This is a genomic window from Cupriavidus sp. a3 (assembly GCF_051015765.1).
In the GTDB taxonomy this organism is placed as follows: domain Bacteria; phylum Pseudomonadota; class Gammaproteobacteria; order Burkholderiales; family Burkholderiaceae; genus Cupriavidus; species Cupriavidus oxalaticus_A.
The window spans coordinates 1,783,117-1,809,538 of the sequence record NZ_CP170644.1 but is presented as its reverse complement, the minus strand read 5'-3'; the positions used below and the strand labels follow the sequence as shown (position 1 = coordinate 1,809,538).

The 26,422-nt window shown below is 66.8% G+C and carries 26 protein-coding genes; 12 read left to right on the top strand and 14 right to left on the bottom strand.

What is annotated here, in order from left to right:
• Positions 1-7 precede the first annotated feature (7 nt).
• From ACAD63_RS30095 to ACAD63_RS30085, 3 genes are all read right to left on the bottom strand, one after another.
• Positions 8-1,051 (bottom strand): TRAP transporter substrate-binding protein, encoded by a 1,044-nt coding sequence (locus tag ACAD63_RS30095; protein WP_133095408.1) that lies wholly within the window; start codon positions 1,049-1,051, stop codon positions 8-10.
• A 385-nt stretch (positions 1,052-1,436) separates the two neighbouring features.
• Positions 1,437-2,129: an intradiol ring-cleavage dioxygenase gene (locus ACAD63_RS30090; protein ID WP_135703688.1), complete on the bottom strand. Its 693-nt coding sequence runs from the start codon at positions 2,127-2,129 to the stop codon at positions 1,437-1,439.
• 34 nt (positions 2,130-2,163) lie between these two features.
• The gene (locus tag ACAD63_RS30085) at positions 2,164-2,373 is read right to left on the bottom strand and encodes a hypothetical protein (RefSeq protein WP_133095371.1); all 210 of its coding nucleotides are present in this window, start codon (positions 2,371-2,373) and stop codon (positions 2,164-2,166) included.
• A gap of 471 nt (positions 2,374-2,844) precedes the next feature.
• Here ACAD63_RS30085 and ACAD63_RS30080 point away from each other — a divergent pair, with 471 nt between their 5' ends.
• Positions 2,845-3,516, top strand: coding sequence for an ankyrin repeat domain-containing protein (locus tag ACAD63_RS30080; protein WP_133095370.1), 672 nt, complete (start codon positions 2,845-2,847; stop codon positions 3,514-3,516).
• 111 nt (positions 3,517-3,627) lie between these two features.
• Positions 3,628-4,158, top strand: coding sequence for a MarR family winged helix-turn-helix transcriptional regulator (locus ACAD63_RS30075; RefSeq protein ID WP_133095369.1), 531 nt, complete (start codon positions 3,628-3,630; stop codon positions 4,156-4,158).
• Between the two features lie 94 nt (positions 4,159-4,252).
• Here ACAD63_RS30075 and ACAD63_RS30070 read toward each other — a convergent pair whose 3' ends face one another.
• The 10 genes from ACAD63_RS30070 to ACAD63_RS30025 all read right to left on the bottom strand — a co-directional run bounded on the left by ACAD63_RS30070 (position 4,253) and on the right by ACAD63_RS30025 (position 14,242).
• Positions 4,253-4,768, bottom strand: a complete 516-nt coding sequence (locus ACAD63_RS30070) for an aromatic-ring-hydroxylating dioxygenase subunit beta (protein ID WP_195431450.1) — start codon at positions 4,766-4,768, stop codon at positions 4,253-4,255.
• A gap of 37 nt (positions 4,769-4,805) precedes the next feature.
• A complete protein-coding gene (locus ACAD63_RS30065) occupies positions 4,806-6,095 on the bottom strand; it encodes an aromatic ring-hydroxylating dioxygenase subunit alpha (protein WP_195431456.1) in 1,290 nt (429 codons plus the stop codon).
• A gap of 12 nt (positions 6,096-6,107) precedes the next feature.
• Complete coding sequence (locus ACAD63_RS30060) at positions 6,108-7,388, bottom strand: NAD(P)/FAD-dependent oxidoreductase (RefSeq protein ID WP_195431458.1); 1,281 nt, start codon at positions 7,386-7,388, stop codon at positions 6,108-6,110.
• 11 nt (positions 7,389-7,399) lie between these two features.
• A complete protein-coding gene (locus tag ACAD63_RS30055) occupies positions 7,400-7,705 on the bottom strand; it encodes a non-heme iron oxygenase ferredoxin subunit (protein ID WP_133095365.1) in 306 nt (101 codons plus the stop codon).
• Between the two features lie 82 nt (positions 7,706-7,787).
• Positions 7,788-8,834 carry a branched-chain amino acid ABC transporter permease gene (locus ACAD63_RS30050; RefSeq protein WP_240745765.1) on the bottom strand — a complete coding sequence of 349 codons (1,047 nt, stop codon included), beginning with the start codon at positions 8,832-8,834 and terminating at the stop codon, positions 7,788-7,790.
• On the bottom strand, positions 8,831-9,715 hold the full coding sequence (locus ACAD63_RS30045; protein WP_133095364.1) for a branched-chain amino acid ABC transporter permease: 885 nt from the start codon (positions 9,713-9,715) through the stop codon (positions 8,831-8,833). The genes ACAD63_RS30050 and ACAD63_RS30045 overlap by 4 nt, the downstream gene beginning before the upstream one ends.
• Positions 9,716-9,727: 12 nt before the next feature.
• Positions 9,728-10,465 carry an ABC transporter ATP-binding protein gene (locus ACAD63_RS30040; RefSeq protein WP_133095363.1) on the bottom strand — a complete coding sequence of 246 codons (738 nt, stop codon included), beginning with the start codon at positions 10,463-10,465 and terminating at the stop codon, positions 9,728-9,730.
• The gene (locus ACAD63_RS30035; protein ID WP_135703692.1) at positions 10,462-11,235 is read right to left on the bottom strand and encodes an ABC transporter ATP-binding protein; all 774 of its coding nucleotides are present in this window, start codon (positions 11,233-11,235) and stop codon (positions 10,462-10,464) included. The genes ACAD63_RS30040 and ACAD63_RS30035 overlap by 4 nt, the downstream gene beginning before the upstream one ends.
• Before the next feature lie 8 nt (positions 11,236-11,243).
• Positions 11,244-12,461: an ABC transporter substrate-binding protein gene (locus ACAD63_RS30030; protein ID WP_135703693.1), complete on the bottom strand. Its 1,218-nt coding sequence runs from the start codon at positions 12,459-12,461 to the stop codon at positions 11,244-11,246.
• Between the two features lie 164 nt (positions 12,462-12,625).
• Positions 12,626-14,242, bottom strand: a complete 1,617-nt coding sequence (locus tag ACAD63_RS30025) for an MFS transporter (RefSeq protein ID WP_135703694.1) — start codon at positions 14,240-14,242, stop codon at positions 12,626-12,628.
• A gap of 450 nt (positions 14,243-14,692) precedes the next feature.
• Here ACAD63_RS30025 and ACAD63_RS30020 point away from each other — a divergent pair, with 450 nt between their 5' ends.
• The 8 genes from ACAD63_RS30020 to ACAD63_RS29985 all read left to right on the top strand — a co-directional run bounded on the left by ACAD63_RS30020 (position 14,693) and on the right by ACAD63_RS29985 (position 23,503).
• Complete coding sequence (locus ACAD63_RS30020; RefSeq protein ID WP_135703695.1) at positions 14,693-15,655, top strand: amidohydrolase family protein; 963 nt, start codon at positions 14,693-14,695, stop codon at positions 15,653-15,655.
• Between the two features lie 20 nt (positions 15,656-15,675).
• On the top strand, positions 15,676-16,428 hold the full coding sequence (locus ACAD63_RS30015; protein WP_195431460.1) for a maleate cis-trans isomerase family protein: 753 nt from the start codon (positions 15,676-15,678) through the stop codon (positions 16,426-16,428).
• 9 nt (positions 16,429-16,437) lie between these two features.
• Positions 16,438-17,292: an alpha/beta fold hydrolase gene (locus ACAD63_RS30010; protein ID WP_195431462.1), complete on the top strand. Its 855-nt coding sequence runs from the start codon at positions 16,438-16,440 to the stop codon at positions 17,290-17,292.
• Positions 17,283-18,341, top strand: a complete 1,059-nt coding sequence (locus ACAD63_RS30005; protein WP_135703698.1) for a 2,5-dihydroxypyridine 5,6-dioxygenase — start codon at positions 17,283-17,285, stop codon at positions 18,339-18,341. The genes ACAD63_RS30010 and ACAD63_RS30005 overlap by 10 nt, the downstream gene beginning before the upstream one ends.
• Positions 18,341-18,967, top strand: coding sequence for an N-carbamoylsarcosine amidohydrolase (locus tag ACAD63_RS30000; RefSeq protein ID WP_135704017.1), 627 nt, complete (start codon positions 18,341-18,343; stop codon positions 18,965-18,967). Before ACAD63_RS30005 ends, ACAD63_RS30000 begins: the two co-directional genes overlap by 1 nt.
• A 128-nt stretch (positions 18,968-19,095) precedes the next feature.
• Positions 19,096-21,495 (top strand): xanthine dehydrogenase family protein molybdopterin-binding subunit, encoded by a 2,400-nt coding sequence (locus ACAD63_RS29995; protein WP_434034218.1) that lies wholly within the window; start codon positions 19,096-19,098, stop codon positions 21,493-21,495.
• Between the two features lie 3 nt (positions 21,496-21,498).
• Positions 21,499-22,326 (top strand): FAD binding domain-containing protein, encoded by an 828-nt coding sequence (locus ACAD63_RS29990; RefSeq protein WP_195431467.1) that lies wholly within the window; start codon positions 21,499-21,501, stop codon positions 22,324-22,326.
• Between the two features lie 10 nt (positions 22,327-22,336).
• Entirely contained in the window at positions 22,337-23,503 is a 1,167-nt protein-coding gene (locus ACAD63_RS29985) for a xanthine dehydrogenase family Fe-S subunit (RefSeq protein WP_135703701.1), read from the top strand.
• A 52-nt stretch (positions 23,504-23,555) separates the two neighbouring features.
• On the opposite strand, the gene ACAD63_RS29980 is transcribed toward ACAD63_RS29985, so the two are convergent.
• Complete coding sequence (locus tag ACAD63_RS29980) at positions 23,556-24,152, bottom strand: helix-turn-helix domain-containing protein (RefSeq protein WP_434034217.1); 597 nt, start codon at positions 24,150-24,152, stop codon at positions 23,556-23,558.
• 113 nt (positions 24,153-24,265) lie between these two features.
• On the opposite strand from ACAD63_RS29980, the gene kbl reads away from it, so the two are divergent.
• On the top strand, positions 24,266-25,465 hold the full coding sequence (kbl, locus tag ACAD63_RS29975; protein ID WP_135703702.1) for a glycine C-acetyltransferase: 1,200 nt from the start codon (positions 24,266-24,268) through the stop codon (positions 25,463-25,465).
• A complete protein-coding gene (locus ACAD63_RS29970; protein WP_135703703.1) occupies positions 25,465-26,421 on the top strand; it encodes an L-threonine 3-dehydrogenase in 957 nt (318 codons plus the stop codon). The genes kbl and ACAD63_RS29970 overlap by 1 nt, the downstream gene beginning before the upstream one ends.
• Position 26,422 lies beyond the last annotated feature (1 nt).

Here is a 26,422-nt window from a genome sequence, read left to right as displayed (position 1 = left end):
GCGCCGCTCAGCTGCGCTTGGAAAAGTAGTGGCTTGTCGCCAGCCGGAAGTCGACGTTGGTGTCGTTCTGCCAGCGGGTGGCGCGTTGCGCGAAGGCCTTCATCGAGTCGTTGACCTTCTTGAACATCGGGTTTTCCTTTTCCTTGCGCGCCACGATCTCGTCCCAGACCTTGAGCTGTGCCTGCAGCACCGAGTTGGGCGTGGCGTAGAACTTCACGCCTTGCGCCTGCAGCGCCTGGTAGTCCTTGGAATAGCGGTCGATCGCCTTCATCGACATATCCGCCGAGGCCGCTTCCACCGCGTTGGCGATCAGCGCCTTCATCTTGGCGGGCAGCGCGTCATAGCGCTTCCTGTTGAACAGGATTTCGAACTGCTCCGAGGCCTGGTGGAAGCTGCGCAGCATGCAGACCTTGGACACGTCCTGGAAGCCCAGCGCGCGGTCGGAGCTGGCATTGTTGAATTCGGCGGCGTCGAGCAGGCCGCGGTCCATGGCCGGCACGATCTCGGCGCCGGGCAGCGCGTTCACGGCGGCGCCCAGCCCGGTGAAGATATCGATCGACAGACCGACCGTGCGGAACTTCAGTCCCTTGAAATCCTCCGGCTTGGTGATTGGCTTCTTGAACCAGCCCAGCGGCTGCGTCGGCATCGGCCCGTACAGGAACGAGACCACGTCGAGGTTCAGGCTGCGGTAGATCTCTTCCTGCAGCTGCTTGCCGCCGCCGTACTTGTGCCAGGCCAGCAGCATGTTCGGATCCATGCCCCAGGCGGGGCCGGAGCCCCACAGCGCCAGGGCGGAGTTCTTGCCGTACCAGTACGCGATCACGCCGTGGCCGCCGTCGAGGGTGCCCTTGCTGACGGCATCGATCAGGTCGAACGCCTTGACCACCGCGCCGGCGGGCAGCAGTTCGATCTTCAGGTCGCCGCCCGACATATTGTTCACCTTGGCGACGAAATCGCCGGCAAACTCGTGGAAGATGTCCTTGGTCGGCCATGTGCTCTGCCAGCGCATGGTGATCGGGCCCTGTGCCTTGACGACCGCGGGGAATCCCATTGCCGCAGCGCCGGCAGCTGCCCCGGCGGCGCCGCCGAGAAAGCCGCGCCGCGAGACGCCACCCCCGCCGCCAGTCTCCGCAGCAGCCTGCTTCGCCTGCGTTTTCCTCGTCCTGGATGCCATGATTGCCTCCATGTGTGGGTGGATGACCGCGAGCGCCGGCCATGGGCCGAGGCAGCTCGCCACTGTCTTGAACACCGGAAAAGTCGGGAAAATCGGGAAAGCGCTGGACCAGGAGGCTGCGCTCGCGCTGCGCAGGGTGGCCCTTGATTCCCTTCATGGTAGGAAATGGACAGAGAACCACAATGTAGGGATTACCCGGGCGGTGAGGGCTGGCTCACTTTGGCGTTGCAGCGCGGACGCCGATGCGGCATTGCCGCAAAATTCAGGCGCGCACAATCCCTATCGTGAACTCCCCCTCGAGCGCGCCGCCGGCTTCCCCGGGCTGGTTCACGCGCACAGTGCTGGGTCTGCTGCCGGCAATCGGATCCCCTGTGGTTGGGCGCGTCGGCACGCCATGCGCGCGGTAGGCAGGGTGGCTGCCTAGCACCTGGCGGCTGAGCGCATCGTCGAAATACAGCTGGCTGGTCAGGACTTCCGCGTGCGCCAGCAGCACCTTGAAGTGGATATGGATGGCGCGCGACGGATACCAGCCGGGATAGATCGTGGTGAACGTCGCCACGCCGTCGGCGCCGGTGGGCTGCACGCCGCGCAGGTAGCGGGTTTGGCGATTGGTGGCGCTCTCGCCGCTGTAGCTGCCACTGGCGTCGCAGTGCCACACGCTGACCAGCGCGCCCTGGACGGGCGCGCAGCCGCGCCGTGCCTCGACCACGCGCAGCCGCAGCCGCAGCGGCTGGCCGGGGCGGCCGTCGCGGATGTCGGCGCGCAGCAGCGCGTCGTCAAGGTAAAAGGGTCCTTCGGTTGCCTCGGGGGTGAGCAGGCACGCTGCCGGCGCCTGCGCTCCTGCGGTGCCGGCGCCGACGAGCGCGAGCAGGCCCGCAAGTTCTTGCAGGAAGCGGCGGCGCGCGGTGTCGGAATGGGCTGTCCCGACAATACCGGCGGCAGGGCGCACGTCCATGTGGGTCAGCCGGTTGGGTGATGGGCGGGACGCCTCAGCGTCCCATGGCTTTCAGCATCGAATAGCCGTGGCTGGTGATGCGCGGTTCCTGCCGGCAACCGTGCAGGACTTCCAGCTGGACCAATTGTTTTTCGACCAGGGCCTTCAGGTCGGTGGGATCTATCTGGCGGGAATCGCTCGAATCGAGGGAGTCGGGGCCGTCACTCAATAGCAATAGCGTGGCAAATTCATGCGGGCTCAGCACGTTCATCTCCTTGGCTAGAGGGGGCGTTTGCTGGGAGTCTGCAGGGCGCACGCGGCGCCCGCGCGAAGAAGCGCGCCGTGGAGACCCTGGCACGTGCGGCCGTGCGTGCTGCGTTGCGGCACGAATGCTGCAGCGCGGTGCCCGGTGGCATGTCCGGTCTCAAGCGGCTAGCTTGTTTGACGGCACCGGTGGCGCACGGTTCCTTGCCAGTACTTGCCGTTACAAGTTGCCTCGCGGGCACCGGTGTCGGAGCCATTATCGGCCAGCGACGATGACAGTGTGATGGCCATGCCGGTGGCGTGGGCTTGGCCAGTGACACACGCGGCCAGCCATTCGCTTTGGCACTGGATCCCATTCAGAACCTTAACTTCCGGCGCGCGGTGCCGGCGTGACAGAATGCGCGGCCAGGCCGCTCCTGCTGCGCGACCATGGCCGCTATCTTCTCATTCTCATTTCGCACGGAGTTCCTGCATGCTGGCCGCGCGCCTGCTCCTCTGCCTTGCCTTTGTCATTGCCATGCTGACCCACGTTTCCTCCGCGGCCGGCGCTTTGCCGGCCACCGAACTCCATGCCGCCGCTGCCAGCGGCGACGCCGCACGCGTGCGGGCGCTGCTTGCCAGCGGCGCTACCATCGACGCCCGCGACGCGCAGGGACGTACCGCGCTGCTGGTCGCCACGCATCACAACCAGGTGCAGGCGGCAAAGGCGTTGATCGAGGCCGGCGCCGACGTCAATGCCAAGGATGCGATCCAGGACAGCCCCTACCTCTACGCCGGCGCGCGCGGCCACAACGAGATCCTGCGCATGGCGCTGGCCCACGGCGCAGACCTGCGCAGCACCAACCGCTACGGCGGCACCGCGCTGATTCCCGCCGCCGAGCGCGGGCATGTCGAGACCGTGCGCATGCTGATCGCGGCGGGCGTGGACGTCGACCATGTCAACCGGCTGAAATGGACGGCGCTGCTCGAGGCCATCATCCTCGGCAACGGCGGCGCCGCGCATACCGAGATCGTACGCCTGCTGGTGCAGGCGCGCGCCAATGTGAATCTCGCCGACGGCGAGGGCGTCACCCCGCTGCAGCATGCGCGCCAGCGCGGCCATGCGCAGATCGAGCGCATTCTCAGCGCCGCTGGCGCGCGCTGAGGCGCCGGCGCTTCGGGCCATCCACGCGACGCGCTGTTGGCCCGTTCAGGGCGAGTCGTCTTCACCGTGCCTCATATATACTGTCAGTGTGCATACAAAATGGTGAAGGCGATGTCTCCGAGAGCAAAGCGCAGCGCAACGAGTGAAAACGGCAGTACGGCAACTGCGGTGCCGGAAGCGGATCCCGCCAAGGAGTTGCTCTGGGCACGTCCCGGGTTTCTTGTGCGGCGGCTTCATCAGATCCACGTGGCGATGTTCTTCGAGGAGTGCAAGGCGCCCAATATCACGCCGGTGCAGTACGCCATCCTGACCGTGTTGTCGGTGCTGCCGGGACTGGACCAGACTTCGCTTGGACAGGAAGTGGGACTGGACCGGACCACGACGATGGACGTGGTACGCCGGCTGGAAGACCGCGGCCTGGTCGAGCGCCGCGAGAACCCCGCGGACCGGCGCACGCGCCATGTCCACCTGACGCGCGAAGGCAAGAGCGTGGTCACGTCGCTGCGCGCCGACATGGCGCGCGCGCAGGAACGCATGCTGGCTCCATTGAAGCCGGCGCAGCGGGAGGTGTTCATGGAATTGCTGGCGACGCTGGTGGAAGCCAACAACCAGTACAGCCGCACGGTGCTGCGGAGCATGTAATGAAGTAAGCAACAACGGCGGGCGTCGGTTTGCTCCCCTCTCCCGCTTGCGGCAGAGGGGAGACCACCATCGCCGGTTTGACCTGTCAGCTGCCTCAGACCGGATAGACCAGGTCGTTCGCAATGATGGTGGTGTCGTACACCACCTGGCGCTCGCGCAGCAGCAGCCTGCCGCCCTGGCGGCGGAAGCGGTCGTGATAGGTGCCAGCGAGATGGATCGTGGTGGGCCCCTCCACCAGCGTCTGCAACAGCATGAAGTTGGCCTGCGCCACGATGTCGCCGTCGGCGGTTTCATCGCTGACCCGCGTATTGGTCACCAGGTGCAGGTTGTAGCGCGGCGCGAACATCTGCGTACTGGCGATCGCCGCGGCGCGGTCGCGCATCATGCCGATGCCTTCGGCATAGACCAGCCCGACGGGCAGGTTGCGTTCGGCGTTCTCGCGCGCGGTGATGCGGTAAAGCGCATCGTCGGTGAAGAAGCCCGGCCAGCGCTCGACCACGCCGGCGTCCAGTGCCGCGCAATAGTCCGCGTGGAAGGCATCGATCTCCAGCCGCAGTTCGATCGCGCGCGCGGTGCCGAGGGTGCTCTCGCGATAGAGGGAGTAGTTCATCGGTTTCATATGCTTTTGGATTCCCGTCAGGCCGCCCTCAGAACCCCATCACGCCGCGGTAGTACTGGTACATCGCGCGGATCGCGGATTCGGAGATCAGGGAACTGGACGTGCCGACCTGCTGCGCGTCAAGCTTGAGCACGTTGAGGTCGCTGCTGGAGCGGCGCACGCCTTCCTGCACGAACTTCATCGCCTCGTTGTCCTCCAGACCGAGGAAGCCGGCGGGGCCCATCAGGTTGCCCTGGCGCAGGCGGTGCTGCGTCATTTCCTCGGTATCGTCCTCGTAGCCGAACATGGTCCACAGCATCAGCATGCTGTCCGGGCCATTGGGCACGATCTGGCGCACGCCCAGCGTGTTCATCTCGCGCTGCACGATCAGGTTCGGCCAGATCGTCTGCATCGTCACCGACCACGGCGAGTCGAACTCGCGCACGTACTCCAGGAAGCGCTCGTCCTCCAGGCGCATGCCTTCGTGGTACGAGCGCATCTCCTTCTTGTTCTCGTCGCTGACGGCCGCGTACTTGTCCTCCTTCTTGGCCGATGCCATGGTGCCGTGGCGGCCGTGCACGGGGTCGGCGATCATTGCCGACTCGTTGCCCGCCACCAGCAGGCCGAACACCACCAGGAAGGAGTGCAGCAGCGTGGCGTGGTAAGGGTCCTTCAGGTTCTCGTGGTACATCTTCCAGTTGCACGGCAGTTCGTTCTTGTAGTAGCCGAGCACCTTGAGCGGCTTGCCGTTGAAGACCACGTCGAAATCCTTCAGGATTTCCGGCGTCATGTAGTCTTCCAGGCTTTCCATGTCAGCTGCGTAGGAGGCGAAGATCACGCCGTTGCGCGTCGCCACGTGCAGCTTTACCAGCCCGTGGTCTTCGTTGCGGAAATCCCGGGGCATGCCGCCGGCGCGGTTGACGCCGCGCTTGAACGGAACGCCCTGCAGGTTGCCCTTGAGATCGTAGGACCACTGGTGGTAAGGGCAGACGAATTCCTTGGCATTGCCCTGGCTGTGGCGGCAGAACTCCGCGCCGCGGTGCGCGCACCGGTTCTCGAAGACATGGATCGAGCCGTCCTCGGCGCGCGACACGACCACCGGCGTCGCGCCGACATACGAGCGCTTGAAGTCGCCGGCGTTCGGGATCTCGGCTTCTAGCGCGACATAGTTCCATGAGCGGCCGCGGAAGATCTTCTGCAGCTCCAGGTCATGGACGGCCTGGCTGGTGTAGACCCAGTCCGGGATGTAGTGCAGTCCGTCCTCGGGCCATCGGCATTCATCCAGTCCCGGGTTCTTCTTGCCCAGCGTGTGCTGGATCACCGCTTGTGTCTGGTACATGTGGGAATCCTCTCAGAGTGTGATGGAGCTGTCTGCTTCCGCCTGCCGTTCGCGGACGACCTGCCGCAGCGGCAATGTGTCGTCGCACAGGCGTGCCAGATGCGCCGAGACGTCGTGTCCGACCAGTGCGCGCAGCTGGCGCAGGTCGCCGCCGGCATTCACGGCAATGGCATGGCGCAGGCGGCCGTGGCGGGTGCCGAGCAGCATGAACTTCGGGGCGGCGGCATCGTGGGCCGCGATACCGCGCCAGGCATAGCGGATATCCGGATGCGCGGCGCCGAGCATCTGCACGTTGCATCCGAACTGGTCGGTCCAGAACCACGGTAGCGCCGCGGGCTCCGCCGCCACGCCCAGCATCGCCGCCGCCGCGATGCGCGCCTGTTCATTGGCGCTTTGCCAGGACTCGAGCCGCATCTCGGCGCCGAACAGCGGCTGGTACTGGCTGCAGCAGTCGCCAGCGGCATAGATTGACGGCGCGCTGGTGCGGCACTGTTCGTCGACCTGGATGCCGCCATTCTGCGGATGCAGCGCCAGGCCAGCGCCGGCGGCGAGCGCCACTTCCGGTATCAGGCCAATCGCGACCACCACCAGCGGAGCGGGCAGCGCGGAGCCGTCGTCGAACCGCATTTGCACGCCATCGCCCTGGACATCGCAGTGAGCGATGCCGCAACCAAGACGCAGGGTCACGGCTTGCGCCCGCACCCGATCCGCCAGCCATGCGCCAAGCTCCGGCGGCAGCGCGCGACCCAGCAGGCGGTCCGCGCTCTCGACCAGCGTGACCTTCAGGCCCATGCCTGCAGCGGTCGAAGCGGTCTCCAGGCCAAGGAAGCCGCCGCCGATCACCGCAAGTTCGCCTGCGCGCTGCATGGCGTCGCGCAGGCGCGCCGCGTCATCCAGCGAGCGCAGGTAATGCACATGGGGCGTGCCGGGCGGCAGCGCGGGCAGCGCGCGGGCATTGCCGCCGGTGGCGAGCAGGCAGGCGCCATAGCCGATGGCGCTGCCGTCGGCCAGGTGCGCGACTTGCCGCGCGGCATCGAGCGCGGTGACGCAGGTGCCGAGCCGCAGCTCGATGCCCTGGTCGGCATAGAAGCTGGCGGGGTGCACGCCGATCTTGCCGTCCTGTCCGGCGTCGGCGAGCACGGACTTGGACAGCGGCGGGCGCTCGTATGGCGCGTGCCGTTCGCCGCCTGCCATGACGATGCGGCCGCCATAGCCAAGGCCGCGCAGCGCGGCGGCGGCCATGGCCCCGGCCTGGCCGGCGCCGACGATCAGGATGGGCGTGTGCTGTGTCATGACCGGCTCCCTTACAGCTCGACCCACACCCGGCTGTCTTCGATCTTGACCGGGTAGGTGCGGATATCGCCGGTGGCGGGCGCGCACATCGCCTTGCCGGTGCGGATGTCGAAGCGGGCCTGGTGCAGCGGGCATTCGATGCAGCCGTCTTCCAGGTAGCCGTCCGACAGCAGCGCGTACTGGTGCGTGCAGACGTTGTCGGTGACAAAGTACGCGTCATCGCTGCGATAGACGGCAAGCTGGCGATCGCCCAGCGTCAGCGGCATCACCTCGTCGTTCTGCAGCGTGTCGGCCGCATCGATGTGAATCCATGCCATGGTCATCTCCGTGAATCTAATTTGTCAGTATGCTGAATATATGAGATCAGTGTACTGATGTTTTGGGCGCGAAATATCCTCGTTAACCCTGGCTGGTGCGTGCCGTCCCTGGCGTAGCCGCGGCATTGTGCTGCAGCGTCGGACGTGCCTGCGACCGCGCCAGGATCTCGCCCATGATGCCGCGGCGGAATGTCAGCACACAGACCACAAAGATCAGCCCTGTCACCATGCTCACCGACTCGCCCAACGTATCGAACCAGCCGATCCCGGTCATCGCCGCCAGCGCGTTGCCCGCATCCCCCAGCTTGTTCTCCAGCGCGACGATGACCAGCGCGCCGACCAGCGGGCCGGACAGGGTGCCCATGCCGCCGACCAGGGTCATCAGGATCACGGAGCCCGACATCATCCAGTGGACATCGGTCAGCGTGGCGAAGCCCAGCACCAGCGTCTTGAGCGCCCCCGCCAGCCCCGCCAGCGCCGAGGACAGCACGAACGCCAGCAGCTTGAACCGGTCCGCGTCATAGCCCAGCGAGACCGCGCGCGGCTCGTTCTCCTTGATCGCCCGCAGGATCTGCCCGAAGGGCGAGTTGACGATGCGCATGATCCCGAGGAAGGCAGCCACGGTGATCGCCAGCACGACGTAGTACATGGTGTGGTCGGACGCCAGCGGCAACACGCCGAACAGCTCGCCGCGCGGCACCGCCTGCATGCCGTCTTCGCCGCCGGTGACCGGTGCCTGCAGGCAGAAGAAGTAGAACATCTGCGCCAGCGCCAGCGTGATCATGGCGAAGTAGATGCCCTGGCGGCGGATCGCCAGCGCGCCGAACACGAGCCCCAGCAGGGCGCCGAAGGCGGTGCCGCCCAGCAGCGCCAGTTCCGGCGTGAGCTGCAGCGACTTCATCGCGTAGCCGCAGGCGTAGGCCGCGCCGCCGAAGAAGGCGGCATGGCCGAACGACACCAGCCCGGTATAGCCCAGCAGCAGGTTGAAGGCGCAGGCGAACAGCGCGAAGCACAGCAGCTTCATCACCAGCACCGGGTAGGCGCCCAGCCAGGGCGCGAGCAGCAGTGCTGCCAGCACCAGTCCGTACGCGAGCAGCGGCCGCGTTGCGTAAGTGGGGCTTGCCATCATTTCTCCTTTCCAAACAAACCGGCCGGCCGCACCAGCAGCACGCAGACCATGGCGACGAAGACAACGGTCGCGGAAGCTTCGGGGTAGTAGACCTTGGTAATGCCTTCGAACACACCCAGCCCCAGGCCGGTAAAGATCGAGCCGAGGATCGAGCCCATGCCGCCGATCACCACCACCGCGAACACCGTGATGATCAGGTTCTGCCCCATCAGCGGCGACACCTGCATCACCGGGGCGGCGAGCACGCCGGCGAGCGCCGCCAGGCCCACGCCGAAGGCATAGGTCAGCGTCACCAGCAGCGGCACGTTGACGCCAAAGGCCTCGACCATGCGCGGATTCTCGGTGCCGGCGCGCAGGTACGCGCCCAGCCGGGTCTTCTCGATCATGTACCAGGTGGCAAAGCACACTGCCAGCGAAGCCACCACGACCCAGGCACGGTAGTTGGGCAGCACCATGAAACCGAGCTGGCTGACACCGGTCAGCGCTTGCGGCGTAGGGTAGGGCAGGCCGGAAACTCCGTAGACCGAGCGCAGCAAGCCTTCGATCAGCAGGCAGATGCCTAGCGTCAGCAGCAGCCCATACAGGTGGTCGAAGCGGTACAGGTGGCGCAGCATGGTGCGCTCCAGAACCACGCCGAGCGCGCCGGCCACCAGCGGCGCCAGCAGCAGCATCACCCAGTAGTTGATGCCGAGGTAGTTCAGTCCCATCCAGGCCAGCACAGCGCCGAGCATGAACAACGCGCCATGCGCGAAGTTGATGACGTTGAGCAGGCCGAAGATCACTGCCAGCCCCAGGCTCAGGATCGCGTAGAACGATCCGTTGACCAGCCCCAGCAGCAGCTGGCTCAGCAGCGCGGGCAGGGGCACTCCAAACAATTCCATGACAAGGTCTCCTTACACGCCCAGCAGGGCATTGAGCGCGGGCATCTTCCGTTCCAGTTCTCCGGCACCGAAGGCCTCGACGATGCGGCCGTGCTCCATCACGAAGAAGCGGTCCGCCAGAGGTGCCGCGAAGCGGAAGTTCTGCTCCACCATGACGATGGTGTAGCCGCGGCGGCGCAGCGTGGCGATCATCTTCGCCAGCTTCTGCACGATCACCGGCGCCAGCCCTTCGGAGATCTCGTCGAGCAGCAGTACGCTGGCGCCGGTGCGCAGGATGCGCGCCACCGCCAGCATCTGCTGCTCGCCGCCCGACATGCGCGTGCCCTGGCTCTTGCGCCGCTCATGCAGGTTGGGGAACATTTCGTAGATCTCTGCAACGGACATGGGCTCGCGCAGCCCCGTCGCGCCCGGCCCTGCCTCGAAAGCCGGCGGCAGCATCAGGTTCTCTTCGCACGACAGGCTGGCGAAGATGGCGCGCTCCTCCGGGCAATACCCCAGCCCCAGCGGCGCGATGCGGTGCGTCTTCATGCCGATAGTTTCCTTGCCGAATACGCGTACCGACCCCTTGCGCGTGCCGGCCAGGCCCATGATGGCGCGCAGCGTGGTGGTGCGTCCCGCGCCGTTGCGGCCCAGCAGCGTCACCACTTCGCCCGGCTGGACCGACAGGTCGACGCCGTGCAGGATGTGCGATTCGCCATACCAGGCATGCAGGCCCCGCAGTTCCAGGGCTGGGGTGGCGGTTGCGGTCATGCGGCCTCCTGCTGGTCTTCCGTGGTTCCCATATAGGCTTCCTTCACCTGCGGATTGCGCGAGATCTCGTCATACGTGCCCTCGGCCAGCACGGCGCCGCGCTGCAGCACCGTGATGCGATCGACGATCGACGACACCACGCTCATGTTGTGCTCCACCATCAGCACGGTCCGTCCCGCCGACACGCGCTTGATCAGCGCGGTCACCGTCTCGACGTCCTCATGGCCCATGCCCTGCGTGGGCTCGTCCAGCAGCATCAGCTCGGGATCCGTGGCAAGCGTGGTGGCCAGCTCCAGCGCGCGCTTGCGGCCATAGGCCAGTTCGGCCGTGCCCAGGTGCGCGAAGCCGGCCAGGCCCACGTCGTCCAGCAGCTCCATGGCGCGCGCATCCAGCTGCGACAGCGAGCGCCTGCCGCGCCAGAAATGCCACGACGTGCCCAGCTTGCGCTGCAGCGCGATGCGCACGTTCTCCAGCACGGTCAGCTGCGGGAACACCGCGGAAATCTGGAACGAACGGATCACGCCCATGCGGGCGATCTGCGCCGGGCGCAGCGCGGTGATGTCGGCACCGTTGAAATGGATGGAGCCCGACGAGGGATCGTGGAACTTGGTCAGCAGGTTGAAGCAGGTGGTCTTCCCGGCGCCATTGGGCCCGATCAGCGCATGGATCGAGCCCCGCCGCACCGACAGGCTGACATGGCTGACGGCGGTAAAGCCCTTGAACGCCTTGGTCAGCCCCTGCGTGCGCAGGATCACGTCTTGCTCAGGCATTGGCGCGCTCACTTCTTGACCAGCGGGCATTCGCTGGCGGAGAGGGGGCGGAAGGCCTCGTCGCCGGGGATCGTGCCGATGTACTTGACCAGGTCCCACGGGCCTTTCGATTCCGCCGGCGTCTTGGCCTGGGCCAGGTACATGTCGTGCACCATGCGGCCATCGATCCGGACCTTGCCATTGCGCACGAAGGCGTCGTTGACGGGCAGCGCGCGCATCTTGTCCGCCACCGCGGGGCCCTCGACGGTCTTGGCGGCTTCCACGGCCTTCAGGTAGTGCAGCACGCCGGAATAGACGCCGATCTGGCCGTGCGTGGGATACGCCTTGTGGCGCTTGTAGTAGCGCTCGACGAAGTCCTTCGACTTCGCGTCGAGGTCGAGCCTGAACGGATCGACATAGGTCAGGCCCTGCGCGGCGGGCAGGCCCAGGCTCTTGATATCGGTGATGAAGGTGGACGGCGTGATGACCGTCTGGCCCGCCTTGATCAGGCCGAACTCGCCGGCGGCCTTGACGCCGTTGATCATGTCATTGCCGGCATTGGCCAGCACCACTACCTTGGCCCTGGACGCCGAGGCCGCGACCACCGGGCTGCTGAAGTCGCTGGCATTGAGCGGATGGCGCGTGCTGCCCACGTTCTTGCCGCCGCCGGCATCCACCGCCTTGCGGAAATCGGCTTCCAGCGACTGGCCAAAGGCGTAGTCCACCGTGATGTAGTACCAGCTGTTGCGGCCCTGGTCGATCAGGCGCCGGACCAGCGGATACGACACCGAGTAAGTGTCCCAGGCCCAGTGGAACCCCGTGGGCGAGCAGTTCTGGTTGGTCAGCGCCATGGCGCCGCCGGTGGAGACGATGTCGATCTTCTGCTTCTGGCGCGCGACTTCCTGCACCGCCAGCGCCGTCGATGAGTTGGGGAAGTCGATCACCATGTCGACGCCGTCGGTATCGAACCATCGACGCGCCAGCGACGAGGCGATATCGGCCTTGTTCTGGTGATCGGCGGACAGCACCGTGACGGGCTTGCCCAGCGCCTTGCCGCCGAACTCCTCGACGGCCATCTGGGCGGCGACGACCGAGCCCTTGCCGGACAGGTCGGCATAGGAGCCGGACATATCGGTGATGACGCCGATCTTCACGCCGCTGGCGTCGGCCAGGGCGGGCGTGGCCTGCGCCAGGCCGAGCAGGGCGGATGACGCGGCAAGGGTGCGGAGGATGCGAGAGGTGGACATGGGGGCTCCAGGTTGTCTGCGCGAAGGGATGGAAGTTGGCGACGGCTGCATTCGCCCGACGCGGGCGCCATCGCCGTGCTCGCTCGGGAAACAAGTCAGCATGCTGAATATGTGCCGATGAAAAGGGCGGATTTCTCCGCCCTGCAATTGCGCCGGGAAGCAGCTCAGGTGGACAGGTCACGGCCTCGCGTCTCTGGCACGAACACCATGCCGATGACGAAGGCGAGTCCGGCGATGACCACCGGATACCACAGGCCAAAGTACACGTCGCCGCTGGACACGTTCATCGCCGTGACCACGAACGACAGCATGCCGCCGACCCAGCCCGCACCAAGGTGGAAGGGCAGCGACAGCGAGGTGTAGCGCACCCTGGCCGGGAACAGCTCGACCATGAAGGCGGCCATCGGACCATAGACCATGGCCAGGAACAGGATCGGCACCAGCAGCAGCATGAACACCATCGGCGTATTCATGCTGGCGGGATCGGCGCGCTCCGGCCAGCCGGCCTCGATCAGCGCGCCCTTGATGCCGGCGCGGTCGAAGCCCTGCAGCGTGCGCTCGCCGATCCGCACTTCCGCCTGTGCCGGATCGCTGGCAGGCACGAAGGTGTAGCCCACGCCCAGGTCGGTCAGGTAGCCGCGGATCTTGTCGCAGGCCGACACCGGCTCGCCGAACAGGCGCGCCTTGCAGTCGCCGGCGGTCACCTGCACCGTGCCTTGCCGCTGGAACTGCTCCAGCGCCGGATTGGCGTAGTGAGTCAGTCCCTTGAACACCGGCTGGGTGCACAGCGCAGCCAGCAGGCATGCCGCCATCATGATGTACTTGCGGCCGATGCGGTCCGACAGCCAGCCGAAGAACAGGTAGCAGGGCGTGGCCACCACCAGTGCGATCGCGATCAGCTTGTGCACGGTTTCGATGGGCACGTGCAGCGTCTTGTTGAGGAAGAACATGCTGTAGAAGTGGCCGGTGCCGAAGATCGCGCCGAGCCCGGCGGCTACCACGAACAGCAGCAGCACCGACTTCAGGTTCTGCCACTGTGTGAAACTTTCGCGGATCGGTGACTTCGAGGTGGCGTTGCCCGCCTTCATGCGCGCGAACACAGGCGATTCATGCAGCTTGCCGCGGATATAGACCGAGATCACCAGCATCACCAGCGACACGATAAACGGGATACGCCAGCCCCATGCGCGGAACTCCGCCTCGGTCAGGAAGGTCTTGAGCAGGTAGACCACGAAAAGCGAGGACAGCAGCCCCAGCGTGGCGGTGGTCTGCAGCGAGCTGGTGTAGAGGCCCCGCTTGCTTGTTGGCGAGTGCTCGGCGACGTAGGTGACCGCTCCGCCCACTTCCCCGCCAAGCGCCAGGCCCTGCAGCAAGCGCAGCAGTACCAGCAGCACCGTGGCAGTGATGCCGATCTGCCCGTACGTCGGCAGCACGCCCACGCCCACCGTGGCCACGCCCATCAGCAGGATGGTGACCAGGAAGGTGTACTTGCGGCCGATCAGGTCGCCCAGGCGGCCGAACAGCAGCGCCCCCACCGGCCGGATCAGGAAGCCGGCGCCGAAGGTGGCCAGGCTGGCCAGGAAGGCGGCCGTTTCATTGCCCGGCGGAAAGAACAGTGCGCCGAAGTACACCGCCAGCGCCGCGTAGATGTAAAAGTCGTACCACTCCATCAGGGCGCCGAAGGATGAGGCAAGGATGACCTTGCGTTCTTCGGCGGTCATGCCGGAGGCGGGGGCGCGCGTTTCGGCGCGTGTTTTGGCGCGGGTCAGGCTGATCGTCATGGCGGGGGCTCCTTGGTCAGGCCGTTGTCTCTATTGTTTGTTTGCTTCCCGGAGGTGCCGGCGCCGGTGGTGAGGGTCATCCATGACCCGCCAATGTGCAGCGCCGCATCCTGCCGGTGCATCAGTCAGTATGCTGATGAGATACGCAGTATGCTGAGCAAAATGCGGGCCAACACCGGCGCCGCGTGGTGTCTAGCGAAGGCGCCGGAAAGCCCGAATTAAATGGCTATTTCATATTGTCAGCATACTGAGCATCTGGAATCAGTGTACTGAGCGCCCCCGGCCATCGTTATAGGTGTTAACCCTCCGCGCGGCGTCTGGACTTTTGAAAATCCGCTGACTAGAATCCGAAACTAATCAGTGTACTGAGCAATTAACGAGGCAACGCGTTTGCGCACGTGGGACAAGCTCGGCACGCAGCGATTCCACTCATCAGGAGCCCCCACCAGCATGACCAACGTGAAGAAGATCGCCCTGGAAGAGCATTTCATGACCCCCGGCTTCCAGGCTTATTCCAAAGGGTTCACACAGCATATCGATCCGGCGGTGTTCGCCGGGCTTGGCCGCCGCCTTGCCGATTTCGACGAGGAGCGGCTTGCCGAGATGGACCGGTGCGGCATCGACATCACCGTGCTGTCGCAAACCGGACCCGGCGTGCAGGGCGAAGCCGATACCGGACTGGCGCTGGCACGGGCGCGCGAAAGCAATGACTTCCTGGCGGCGCAGATCGCCCGCCATCCGACGCGCTATGCCGGCTTTGCCGCGCTGCCGATGCAGGATCCCGGACAGGCAGCGGCCGAGCTGGAGCGCGCCGTGCTGCAGCTCGGCTTCAAGGGCTCGCTGGTGAACGGCCATACGCATGGCCGCTATTACGACGACCCGGCGTATGACGCGTTCTGGGAACGCATGCAGGCGCTGGACGTGCCGATGTACCTGCATCCGACCGATGCCTTCGTGTCGCCGCAAGTGCTCGCCGGCCATCCGGAGCTGGCCGGGGCCGCGTGGGGGTGGGGTGTGGAAACCGCCTCGCACGCGCTGCGGCTGTTGTTCAGCGGCGTGTTCGACCGGTTCCCGCGCCTCAAGCTGATCCTCGGCCATATGGGCGAGGGCCTGCCTTACCAGCGCTGGCGTTTCGACAGCCGCTTCGCGGTCTATTCACACGGCGTCAAGCTGGAGCGCGCGCCGTCCGAGTACATCGGCCGCAATATCGTCATCACCACCTCGGGTGTGTGCTCGCACGGCGCGCTGATGGGCGCCATCGCCGAACTGGGACCCGAGGCGGTGATGTTCTCGGTCGACTATCCCTATGAATCCACCGAAGTGGCTGCGCGGTTCATCGACAGCGCGCCGCTCGACGGCACCACGCGCGCACTGGTCTGCCACGGCAACGCGCAACGCCTGCTCAAGCTCTGATCGCACAACCTGGAAACCCCATGCAAAAAGTCTTTCGTATCGGCCAGATCGTCCCCAGCTCGAACACGACGATGGAAACCGAAATCCCCGCCATGCTGATGGCGCGCCAGCAGATCCGCCCGGAACGCTTCACCTTCCATTCAAGCCGCATGCGGATGAAGAAGGTGGTCAAGGAAGAACTGGCGGCAATGGATGCCGAATCCGACCGCTGCGCGGTGGAACTGAGCGATGCCCGCGTTGACGTGCTCGGCTACGCCTGCCTGGTCGCGATCATGGCGATGGGCCGTGGCTACCACCGGCAATCCGAACAGCGACTGAAGGCACATACCACCGCGAACGGCGGCGACGCGCCAGTCATCACCAGTGCCGGCGCGCTGGTGGATGCGCTGAAGGTGATGGGCGCGAAGCGCATTGCGGTGGTCGCGCCCTACATGAAGCCGCTGACCGAACTGGTCGTGGACTACATCCGCAACGAGGGTTATGAAGTCGTGGACTATCGCGCGCTGGAAATCCCCGACAACCTGGAAGTCGCCCGGCACGATCCCGCGCGGCTGCCGGGCATCGTCGCGCAGATGAACGCGCGGGATGCCGACGTGATCGTGCTGTCTGCCTGCGTGCAGATGCCGTCGCTGCCGGCCGTGGCGAAGGTCGAGGCGATGACCGGCAAGCCGGTGCTGACCGCCGCCATTGCCACCACCTACGCGATGCTGCGTGCGCTCGACCTCGAGCCGGTCGTGCCGGGCGCGGGTGCGCTGCTGTCCGGCGCATACTGAGGAGCGGCCATGAGTACCTTCCAGTACGGAGGCCAGGTTCATGCCAATGGCATCCGCCAGCATTACCTGCGCTACGGCGGCAATGAGGGCGGGCGTGCCGAGCGCGACGCGGTCGTTATCGTGCCGGGGATCACCAGCCCCGCGATCACGTGGGGCTTTGTCGGCGAGCAGTTCGGCACGCGCTTTGACACCTACATCCTCGACGTGCGCGGCCGCGGGCTGTCGTCGGCGGAGCCGGGGCTCGACTATGGCCTCGATGCGCAGGCGCGCGACGTCGTCGCCTTTGCCGAAGCGCTGGGCCTGCGACGCTACAGCGTGGTCGGCCATTCGATGGGCGCTCGGATCGGCCTGCGTGCCGCGGCGGGAAAGCCGCACGGGCTGGCGCGGCTGGTGATGGTCGACCCGCCTGTCTCGGGCCCCGGGCGTCGCCCATATCCTTCGCAACTGCCGTGGTACGTCGATTCGATCCGGCTGTCCCGGGAAGGCACCGATCTGGAAGGCATGCGCCGCTTCTGCCCGACCTGGACCGACGCGCAACTGCGCCTGCGCGCCGAATGGCTGCACACCTGCAACGCAGACGCGGTGGTGCGCAGCTTCGAGGACTTCCACCGTGACGACATCCACGCCGACATGCCGCGGGTCGGGGTGCCCACGCTGTTGATGACCGCGGGCCGTGGCGACGTGGTGCGGCCCGAAGACGTCGCGGAAATCCGCACCCTGCTGCCCGGCGTGCTGGTGAGCCACGTCGCCAATGCCGGCCACATGATCCCGTGGGACGACGAAGCGGGCTTTTACGCGGCGCTAGATGATTTTCTCGGCGCGCCGCTGGCGCAATCAGCGAGCAAGGAGCCGACATGCCGGTAAGTGACCACCAGATGATCGAGGCCTGGCGCAAGGTGCTGCGGCTGTCCCGGCTGGAGCCGGGACAGACCGTCACCATCCTGACCAGCGCCGCCACCTACCCGCAGACGCTGTCCACGGCGCTTACCGCCACGCAGTCGATGGGCGCCATCGTCAACCGGCTTGACTTGCCGCCCGTCAACGGCGAAAAGGCGCTGAGCCGCGATGCGCTCGCCTACCTCGGCACCACGCCTTTGACCGGCAACCCGGCCGCCATCGCCGCGCTGAAGGCGAGCGACCTGGTGCTGGACCTGATGACGCTGCTGTTCTCGCCCGAGCAGCACGAGATCCTGCAGGGCGGCACCAAAATCCTGCTGGCCGTCGAGCCGCCCGAGGTGCTGGCCCGCATGGTGCCCTGCGAGGCCGATCGCGAACGGGTGAAGGCGGCCTCGCAGCGGCTGGCAAGCGCGCAGGAAATGCACGTCGTCTCGCCCGCCGGCACCGACCTGCGCTGCCCGCTGGGTGAATTCCCTGCCATCAGCGAGTACGGCTTTGTCGACGAGCCCGGACGCTGGGACCATTGGCCCAGCGGCTTCGCGCTCACCTGGCCGAACGAAGGCGCCGCCCACGGCACCATCGTGCTGGACAAAGGCGACATCCTGCTGCCGCAGAAGACCTACGTCACCGAACCGATCCGCCTGACGGTCGAAGCGGGCTTTGCGACGCGCATCGAAGGCGGGCTCCATGCCGAGCTGCTGAGCGAGTACATGGCGTCGTTCAATGACCCGGAAGCGTACGCGATCTCGCATATCGGCTGGGGGCTGCAGCCGCGCGCGCACTGGTCGACGCTGGGCCTCTACGACCGCGAGGCCACCATCGGCATGGATGCGCGCGCGTTCGAGGGCAACTTCCTGTTCTCGCTCGGCCCGAACAACGAGGCCGGCGGCCATCGCACCACGGCCTGCCATATCGACATCCCGGTGCGGCGCTGCACCGTGCGCCTGGACGGCGTCGACGTGGTGACGGCGGGCAAGGTGACCGACGGTTTCCGCTACCCGGAGGACAAGTCGTGATGCACAAGGAAATCGGCGCGTACCAGCGCCAGGGCTTCGGCAATGCGCTGGAGATGGATGGGCCCTTCGGGCTGCTGATCGTGGACTTCGTCAATGGCTTTGCCGATCCGGCGGTCTTCGGCGGCGGCAATATCCGCGACGCCATCGCCAGCACCGTGCCGCTGCTCGCGGTGGCGCGGCGCGAAGGCTGGCCGGTCGCGCACAGCCGCATCGTCTATGCCGACGATGGTGCCGACCACAACGTCTTCTCGATGAAGGTGCCGAACATGCTGACGCTGAAGGAGCGTGCCTTCAACAGCGCCATCGTGGCGGAACTGGCGCCGCAGCCGGGCGAACTGGTGGTGCGCAAGACTGTGCCGTCGGCGTTCTTCGGCACGTCGCTGGCGGCGTGGCTGACGCAGCGCGGCGTGCGCACGCTGGTGGTGGCCGGCGCCGTGACCAGCGGGTGCGTGCGCGCCAGCGTGGTCGATGCGATGCAGTACGGCTTCCGCCCGCTCGTGCTGTCCGACTGCGTGGGCGACCGCGCGCTGGGGCCGCATGAGGCCAACCTGTTCGACATGGCGCAGAAGTACGCAACCGTCGCCACGCGTGCCGAGGGGCTTGCCGCCATCGGCGTGCGGGAATAGCCGCCTGAATGGCGCTGGGCGGCCGCCGGGATGCGGTAAAGCCGCAATTGACAGGGCCGCCCGCATTTCCATAGGATTTTGGTCAGTATGCTGAATAAACCACGCTTATCATCGGAACGGACAGGGCAATGACATCGTCGATGGAACCGGATTACCCGGAAAGCCCGCGCGGCCAGGGGGTCGGCGCCCGCGTGGCGCGCAAGGAGGACGCGCGGCACCTGCACGGCAAGGGCCGCTTCGTCGCGGATATCGCCATGCCGGACCTGCAGGAAGTGGCGTTCCTGCGCAGCCCGGTGGCGCACGCCCGGCTGCTGTCGGTGACCAAGCCGTCCAATCACGCCGCCGCGGTGATCGTGCGTGAAGACATGGCGGCGGCCAGCGACATCGTTGCCGACTCGGCCTTTCCGTCCTACCAGCCCTCGGCGCAGCCACCGCTGGCCAGCGGCAAGGTGCGCTTCGTCGGCGAGCCGGTGGCGATGGCGTTCGCACCTACGCGCGCCGAGGCCGAAGACATTGCCGAGCAGGTTGCCGTGTCGTTCGACGAACTGCCCGCGCTGGCCGACGTGACCCAGGCGCGCCAGCTCGCCGGCGAGGTGCGCGTGCACGAGCACTGGCGCGACAACACCTTCCTGACGCTGACCGCCGACAAGAACTTCGAGGCGCGCCAGCACGAGGCCACGGTCGTGGTGCGCCGCAAGATCGACCTGGCGCGCCAGTGCATGGTGCCGATGGAAGGCAAGGCGGTGCTGGCCTACTGGGACCACCAGTTCGACCAGTTGGTGGTCTATAGCGCGACGCAGGTGCCGCACATGATCCGCACGATCCTGGCGCATTGCCTGGGACTGGAGCAGGAGCGCGTGCGGGTGATCTCGCCCGACGTGGGCGGCGCCTTCGGCTACAAGTGCGTGCTGCAGCAGGAAGAGCTGTGCGTCGCGTGGCTGGCGCTGACGTACAAGCGCCCGTTCCGCTTTATCGAGGACCGGCGCGAGCACCTGACCGCCGGCGCGAACTCGCGCGAGCATCACTACGACCTGACCGCGTATGCCGATGCGAGCGGCCGCCTGCTGGCCCTCGATGCGAAGATCGTGATCGATGGCGGCGCCTATTCGGTGTGGCCGTTCACCATCGGGCTGGAGCCCGGGCAGGCGATTGGCAACCTGCCGGGGCCGTACGCCTTTGACGGCTACCGTTGCGAGACCACTTGCGTGGCGACGAACAAGCCGGGCTTCGTGCCCTATCGCGGCGTGGCGCGCACCGGCGTCTGCTTTGCGATGGAACTGATGATCGACGCCATCGCCCGCGAAGTGGGACGCGAACCGTGGGAGGTGCGCTGCGAAAACCTGGTGCCGCCCGAAGCGATGCCCTATGTCAACGTCACCAACAAGCATTTCGACGGCGGCGATTACCCGGCCAGCGTACGCAAGGCCATGGAGATGATCGGCCTGCCCGCGATCCGCGCGCGCAAGCAGGCGGGGCCGCAGGGCAGCACCTATGTCGGCGTGGGTTTTGGCACCTACACCGAGCAATCGGCGCACGGCACCTCGGTGTTTGCCGCGTGGGGCACGCCGGTGATCCCGGGCTTCGATTCGGCGACGGTACGCATCACGCCGGACGGCGGGCTGGAGGTGCGCGTGGGCGTGCATTCGCACGGGCAGGGCATGGAGACCACCTTCGCGCAGATCGCCAACGAGATCCTTGGCATCGATATCGCGCGGATCAAGGTGGTGCACGGCGATACCGGCCTGACGCCATTCTCGACGGGCACATATGCGTCGCGCTCGCTGGTGATGTCGGGCGGTGCGGTGTCGCGCGCATGCAAGGCGCTGCTGCCCCGCCTGCTGAAGATCGGCGCGCACATGCTCGGCCAGCCGCAGGATGCCGTGGCGTTCCGTGATGGCGCCGTGGCGTCCGGGAACGCGGGCACCGCAGCCGATATCGCGCGCATCGCCAACGCCTGGTACATCAACCCGCATTTGCTGCCGCCGGACGTCGACGCACAAGGTCTTGAAGTGACGATGGGCTTCAAGCCGGCCGTCGATACCGGCAGCTTCACCTACGCCACGCATGCCGTGGCGGTAGAGGTCGATATCGATTCCGGCCATGTCGGGATCCTCGACTACGTCGTGGTGGAGGACTGCGGCACCATGATCAACCCGATGGTGGTGGAAGGGCAGACCTACGGCGGCGTGGCGCAGGGCATCGGCACCGCGATGTTCGAAGCCATGCACTACGACGGCAACGGCCAGCCGCTGGCATCGACGCTGGCCGACTACATGCTGCCGGGGCCGACCGAGATCCCGTCGATCCGCATCCATCATTTCGAGACGCCGTCGCCGCATACGGAGTTCGGCGCCAAGGGCATGGGCGAGGGCGGGGCGATCGCGCCGCCGGCGGCCATCTTCAATGCCGTCAACGACGCGCTGCGCGATTTCGGCGTCGAGCTGAAGGAGACGCCGCTGACGCCGCGCAAGATCCTGGAAGCGCTGGAAGCGGCCGAGGCCGATGCGCATAACCGGAAGGCAGCCTGACCGATGAAAGCCGTTGCATTCTCCTACCACGCACCCGGCTCGCTGCCGGAGGCGCTGTCCCGGCTGGGCGCGGGCACCGATGTATCCAAGGCCATGGGCGGCGGGCAATCGCTCGGGCCGATGCTGAACCTGCGCCTGACCCGGCCCGATACGGTGGTCGACGTGTCGGCGCTGCGCGAACTCCGCGACGTGACCGCAACCGCCGACGGCATCCGCATCGGCGCCTGCGTGACCCACGCGCAGATCGAGGACGGCGTGTTCGAGCCGCTGCGCGGCACCATGCTGCAGGCCGTTGCCGGCGGCATCGCCTATCGGGCGATCCGCAACCGCGGCACCGTTGGCGGCAGCCTCGCGCATGCGGACCCTGCAGCCGACTGGGTCGTGGCCATGACCGCGCTGGGCGCGCATATCGAGATCGCGTCCGCCGCCGGCACGCGCGAAGTGCCGATGGAGTCGTTCATGCTCGGCGCCTACACCACGGTGCTGGCCGACGGCGAACTGATCGCCGCGGTGCGGGTGCCGCCGAAGACCGCGCACAGCCGCTGGGGCTACCAGAAGCTGTGCCGCAAGACCGGCGAATTCGCCGAGGCCAGCTGCGCCGCGTACTTCGACGCCAGCCGCCGCTTTGCCCGCATCGTGCTCGGCGCGCTGGACGGCCCGCCCATGGTGCTGCCCGGCCTGACGCGCGCCGTTGCGGCGCAGGGCGCGGCCGCCCTGACGGCTGACGCCGTGGCCGAAGCCGTCGCGCAAGCCGCGCCGGGCAAGGACGCCATCGACCGCAAGCTGTACCGAACCGTCGTGACGCGCTGCGTCGCGCAACTGCTGAACTGAGGAGCACCCCGTGCAGACCATCGAATTCACCGTCAACGGCCGCCGGGTGTCCGGCGCGTGCGCGGACCGGACGCACCTGGGCGACTACCTGCGCGACACGCATCGTCTGACCGGCACGCACCTTGGCTGCGAGCATGGCGTGTGCGGCGCCTGCACCGTGCTGGTGGATGGCAAGCCGGTGCGCTCGTGCATCACCTTTGCCGCCGCCTGCCAGGGCGCCGACATCGTCACGGTGGAGGGCTACGAGGACGACGCGGTCATGGCCGACCTGCGCGCCGCCTTCAACCGGCACCACGCCCTGCAATGCGGCTACTGCACGCCCGGCATGCTGGCCACCGCACGCGATATCGTGCTGCGCCTGCCCGATGCCGACGAAGCCACCATCCGGCATGAGTTGTCGGGCAACCTGTGCCGCTGCACCGGCTATATGGGCATCGTCGCCGCGATCCGTTCGGTGCTGGACGCGCGCCGCGCGGCCGCCGGCGTGATCGCGCGGCATGCAGGCGCGGCCGCCGCACCGCTGGCGTTTGCGGGCTTCACGGTCGCGGACGAGGCGCTCGGCACGCAGCCGCACCTGGCTGCGGCGGGCAGCGCCGAGCCCGAGCGCTCGGCCGACCGCAAGGGCTGGTCGCGCATCGAAGGCGGCTTTAACGTGCCCTATGCGCTGGACGAGGTATGGACCTTCATGGCGGATTTGCCGGCCGTGGCCGGCTGCCTGCCCGGCGCGGTGCTGACGGAAGTGGCCGGGGAGAAGGTAAGGGGCCATATCGCGATCAAGTTCGGCCCTATGTCGGCAAGGTTCGAGGGGGCCGCGCGCCTGCAGCGCGATGATGCGAACAAGCGCGGCGTGCTGAAGGGTGCGGGACAGGACTCGCTCAGCAATTCCAAGGCCGCGGGCGATATCGCTTACCAGCTCAGGGCCTTGTCCGCCGGCGGGACCGAAGTCGCGGTCGATCTGCAGTATTCGCTGCAAGGGCCGCTGGCCCAGTTCTCGCGCTCGGGGCTGGTGCGGGACTTCGTGCGGCGGATGATCGCCGACTTCGGCAAATCGGTATCGCGCAGGATGGACCCGACGCTCTCCGACGCCGAACGGAACCAGGCCGTGCGCCTGAATCCGGTGGCAGTGTTCTTCGGCGTACTGTGGGAGCGTGTGAAGCGCTTGTTCGGCGCCCGCTGAACAACGCTGGCCGGGTTGGGGGAAGGTAGGGGCGTGGCCTCCCTTGCCCGCCTTACCCCGGATGCACTACAACCAGTAGTGCGGTGGCAGTGGTCTTGCCGCCATTGGAGATCGCATGTGCGACATCAGCCGCATAGCGCGCGGTCTCGCCGTGCCGCAGCTTCTTCTCGTCGGCGCCGGCGCGCACCGTCATCGACCCGCCCAATACCGTCAGGTGTTCCTGCGTGCCGGCCTCGTGCGGCTCGGAGGCCAGCACGCCGCCGGCCTGGATGGTCAGTTCATACCACTCGAAGCGCCCGGCCAGTTCGATCGGGCCAAGGATGCGCAGGTCGCAGCGGGTATCGGGGCTTTTCAGCGACGGGATCGCGTGCGGCTGCAGCACGGTGATACCGGCGCCGGGACGCTCGGCGGCGCCGCCAGCGAGGAAGTCGGCCAGGCTCACGCCCAGCGCATTGGCCAGCCGCCACAGCACCGCAACGGTCGGGTTGGCCAGGTTGCGTTCGATCTGCGACAGCATCGACTTGGATACGCCGGCGCGGCGGGACAGTTCGTCGAGCGACAGCCGCTGCTGCTGGCGCAATGCCTGCAGCGCCAGGCCGACTGCCGGCGGGCCTTCGACTTGCGGAGTCTGGACCGGGGCTTGCGTCATGGATGAATGTTCGTTATATTGCGCAAAATGTTCGATATACAGAACACGTTCGATTTATCGATCGAATCGTAGCATATCCCCAGCACACCACTGCACCTCACCGGGAGCCAGCCATGTCGAATGCCGAGGCATTCTACGCATCCATCCGCACCGAACTCGACGCGATCCGCGAGGCCGGGCTGTTCAAGCAGGAGCGCGTGATCGCCACGCCGCAGGGCGCGCGGGTGCGCACCACCGACGGCCGCGAGGTGATCAATTTGTGCGCCAACAACTACCTTGGGTTGTCGTCGCACCCTCGCGTGATCGAGGCCGCGCACGAGGCGCTGCGCACGCATGGCTTCGGGCTGAGTTCGGTGCGCTTTATCTGCGGCACGCAAGACCTGCACAAGACGCTGGAAGCGCGGCTGTCGGCGTTCCTGGGCACCGAGGACACCATCCTTTATGGTTCGGCGTTCGATGCCAACGGCGGGCTGTTCGAGACGCTGCTGGGAGCCGAGGATGCAGTCATCAGCGATGCGCTCAACCATGCCTCGATCATCGACGGCATCCGCCTGAGCAAGGCGCGCCGCTACCGCTACCAGCACAACGACCTCGACGACCTGCGCGTGCAGCTGGCGCAGGCGCGCGCGGACGGCGCGCGCTTCGTGCTGGTATTTACCGACGGCGCGTTTTCGATGGACGGCACCATCGCGCGGCTGGACGAGATGCGCGCGATCTGCGACGAGCATGGCGCGCTGCTTGGCATCGACGAATGCCACGCCACTGGCTTCCTGGGCGCGCGCGGGCGCGGCACGCATGAGTTGCGCGGCGTGTTCGGCAAGATCGACATCATCACCGGCACGCTGGGCAAGGCGCTGGGCGGCGCGTCCGGCGGCTTTACCAGCGCGCGCCAGGAAGTGGTGGCGCTGCTGCGCCAGCGCTCGCGGCCGTACCTGTTCTCCAATACCGTGGCGCCGGCCATCGTCGGGGCATCGATCGCGGTGCTCGATATCCTGGAAGGCAGCACCGAGCTGCGCGACCGGCTGGAGCGCAACACGAAGTTCTTCCGCGCGGGGCTGGACAAGCTGGGCTTCGACGTCAAGGCGGGCGAGCATCCCATCATTCCGATCATGGTCTACGACGCGGAGAAGGCGCAGCAGCTCGCGCAGCGGCTGCTGGAACTGGGCGTGTACGTGGTGGGCTTCTTCTACCCCGTGGTGCCCAAGGGCCAGGCCCGCATCCGCGTGCAGATGAGCGCGCTGCATGACGAGGCCGCGCTGCAGGCGGCGCTGGATGCGTTCGGCGCGGCCGGCCGCGAACTGGGGCTGATCTGATGGCCGACAGCACTCCCAGGATCCTGATCGTCGGCGCCAACGGCCAGATCGGCTCCGAGCTGGCACTGGCGCTGGCCGAGCGCTACGGCCGTACCAGCGTCATCACCTCCGACGTAGTGCCGACCGGCCGCCACGTGCACATCACGCACGAGATGCTCAACGCCACCGACCGCGGCGAACTCGCGACCGTGGTCGAGCGCCATGGCATCACGCAGGTCTACCTGCTGGCGGCGGCGCTGTCGGCCACCGGCGAAAAGGCGCCGCAGTGGGCATGGAACCTGAACATGACGAGCCTGCTCAACGTGCTGGAGCTGGCGCGGCAGACCGGGCTGGAGCGCGTGTTCTGGCCCAGCTCGATCGCTGCGTTCGGACCGACCACGCCAGCCGTGGATACGCCGCAGAAGACCGTGATGGAGCCGACCACCGTCTATGGCATTTCCAAGCAGGCGGGCGAGGGCTGGTGCCGCTGGTACCACGCCAACCACGGCGTCGACGTGCGCAGCGTGCGCTATCCGGGACTGATCTCGCACAAGACGCCGCCGGGCGGCGGCACCACGGACTATGCGGTCGACATCTTCCATGCAGCCGTGAAGGGCGAGCCCTACACGTGCTTCCTGAAGGAAGACGAGGCCCTGCCGATGATGTACATGCCCGACGCGCTGCGCGCGACCATCGAACTAATGGAGGCGCCGGCGGAACGGCTGGGCGAGCGCGGCAGCTACAACATCGCCGGCACCACCTTCACGCCCGCGCAGATCGCCGCGGCGATCCGCAAGCATGTGCCGGACTTCGAGATCCGCTACGAACCCGACTACCGCCAGGCGATCGCGCAAGGCTGGCCGGATTCGATCGACGATTCGGTGGCGCGCGCTGACTGGGGGTGGAAGGCGCAGTACGGCCTGGAGGAAATGGTCGCGGACATGCTGGCCAACCTGAGGACGGCGCTGGCCGCCTGAG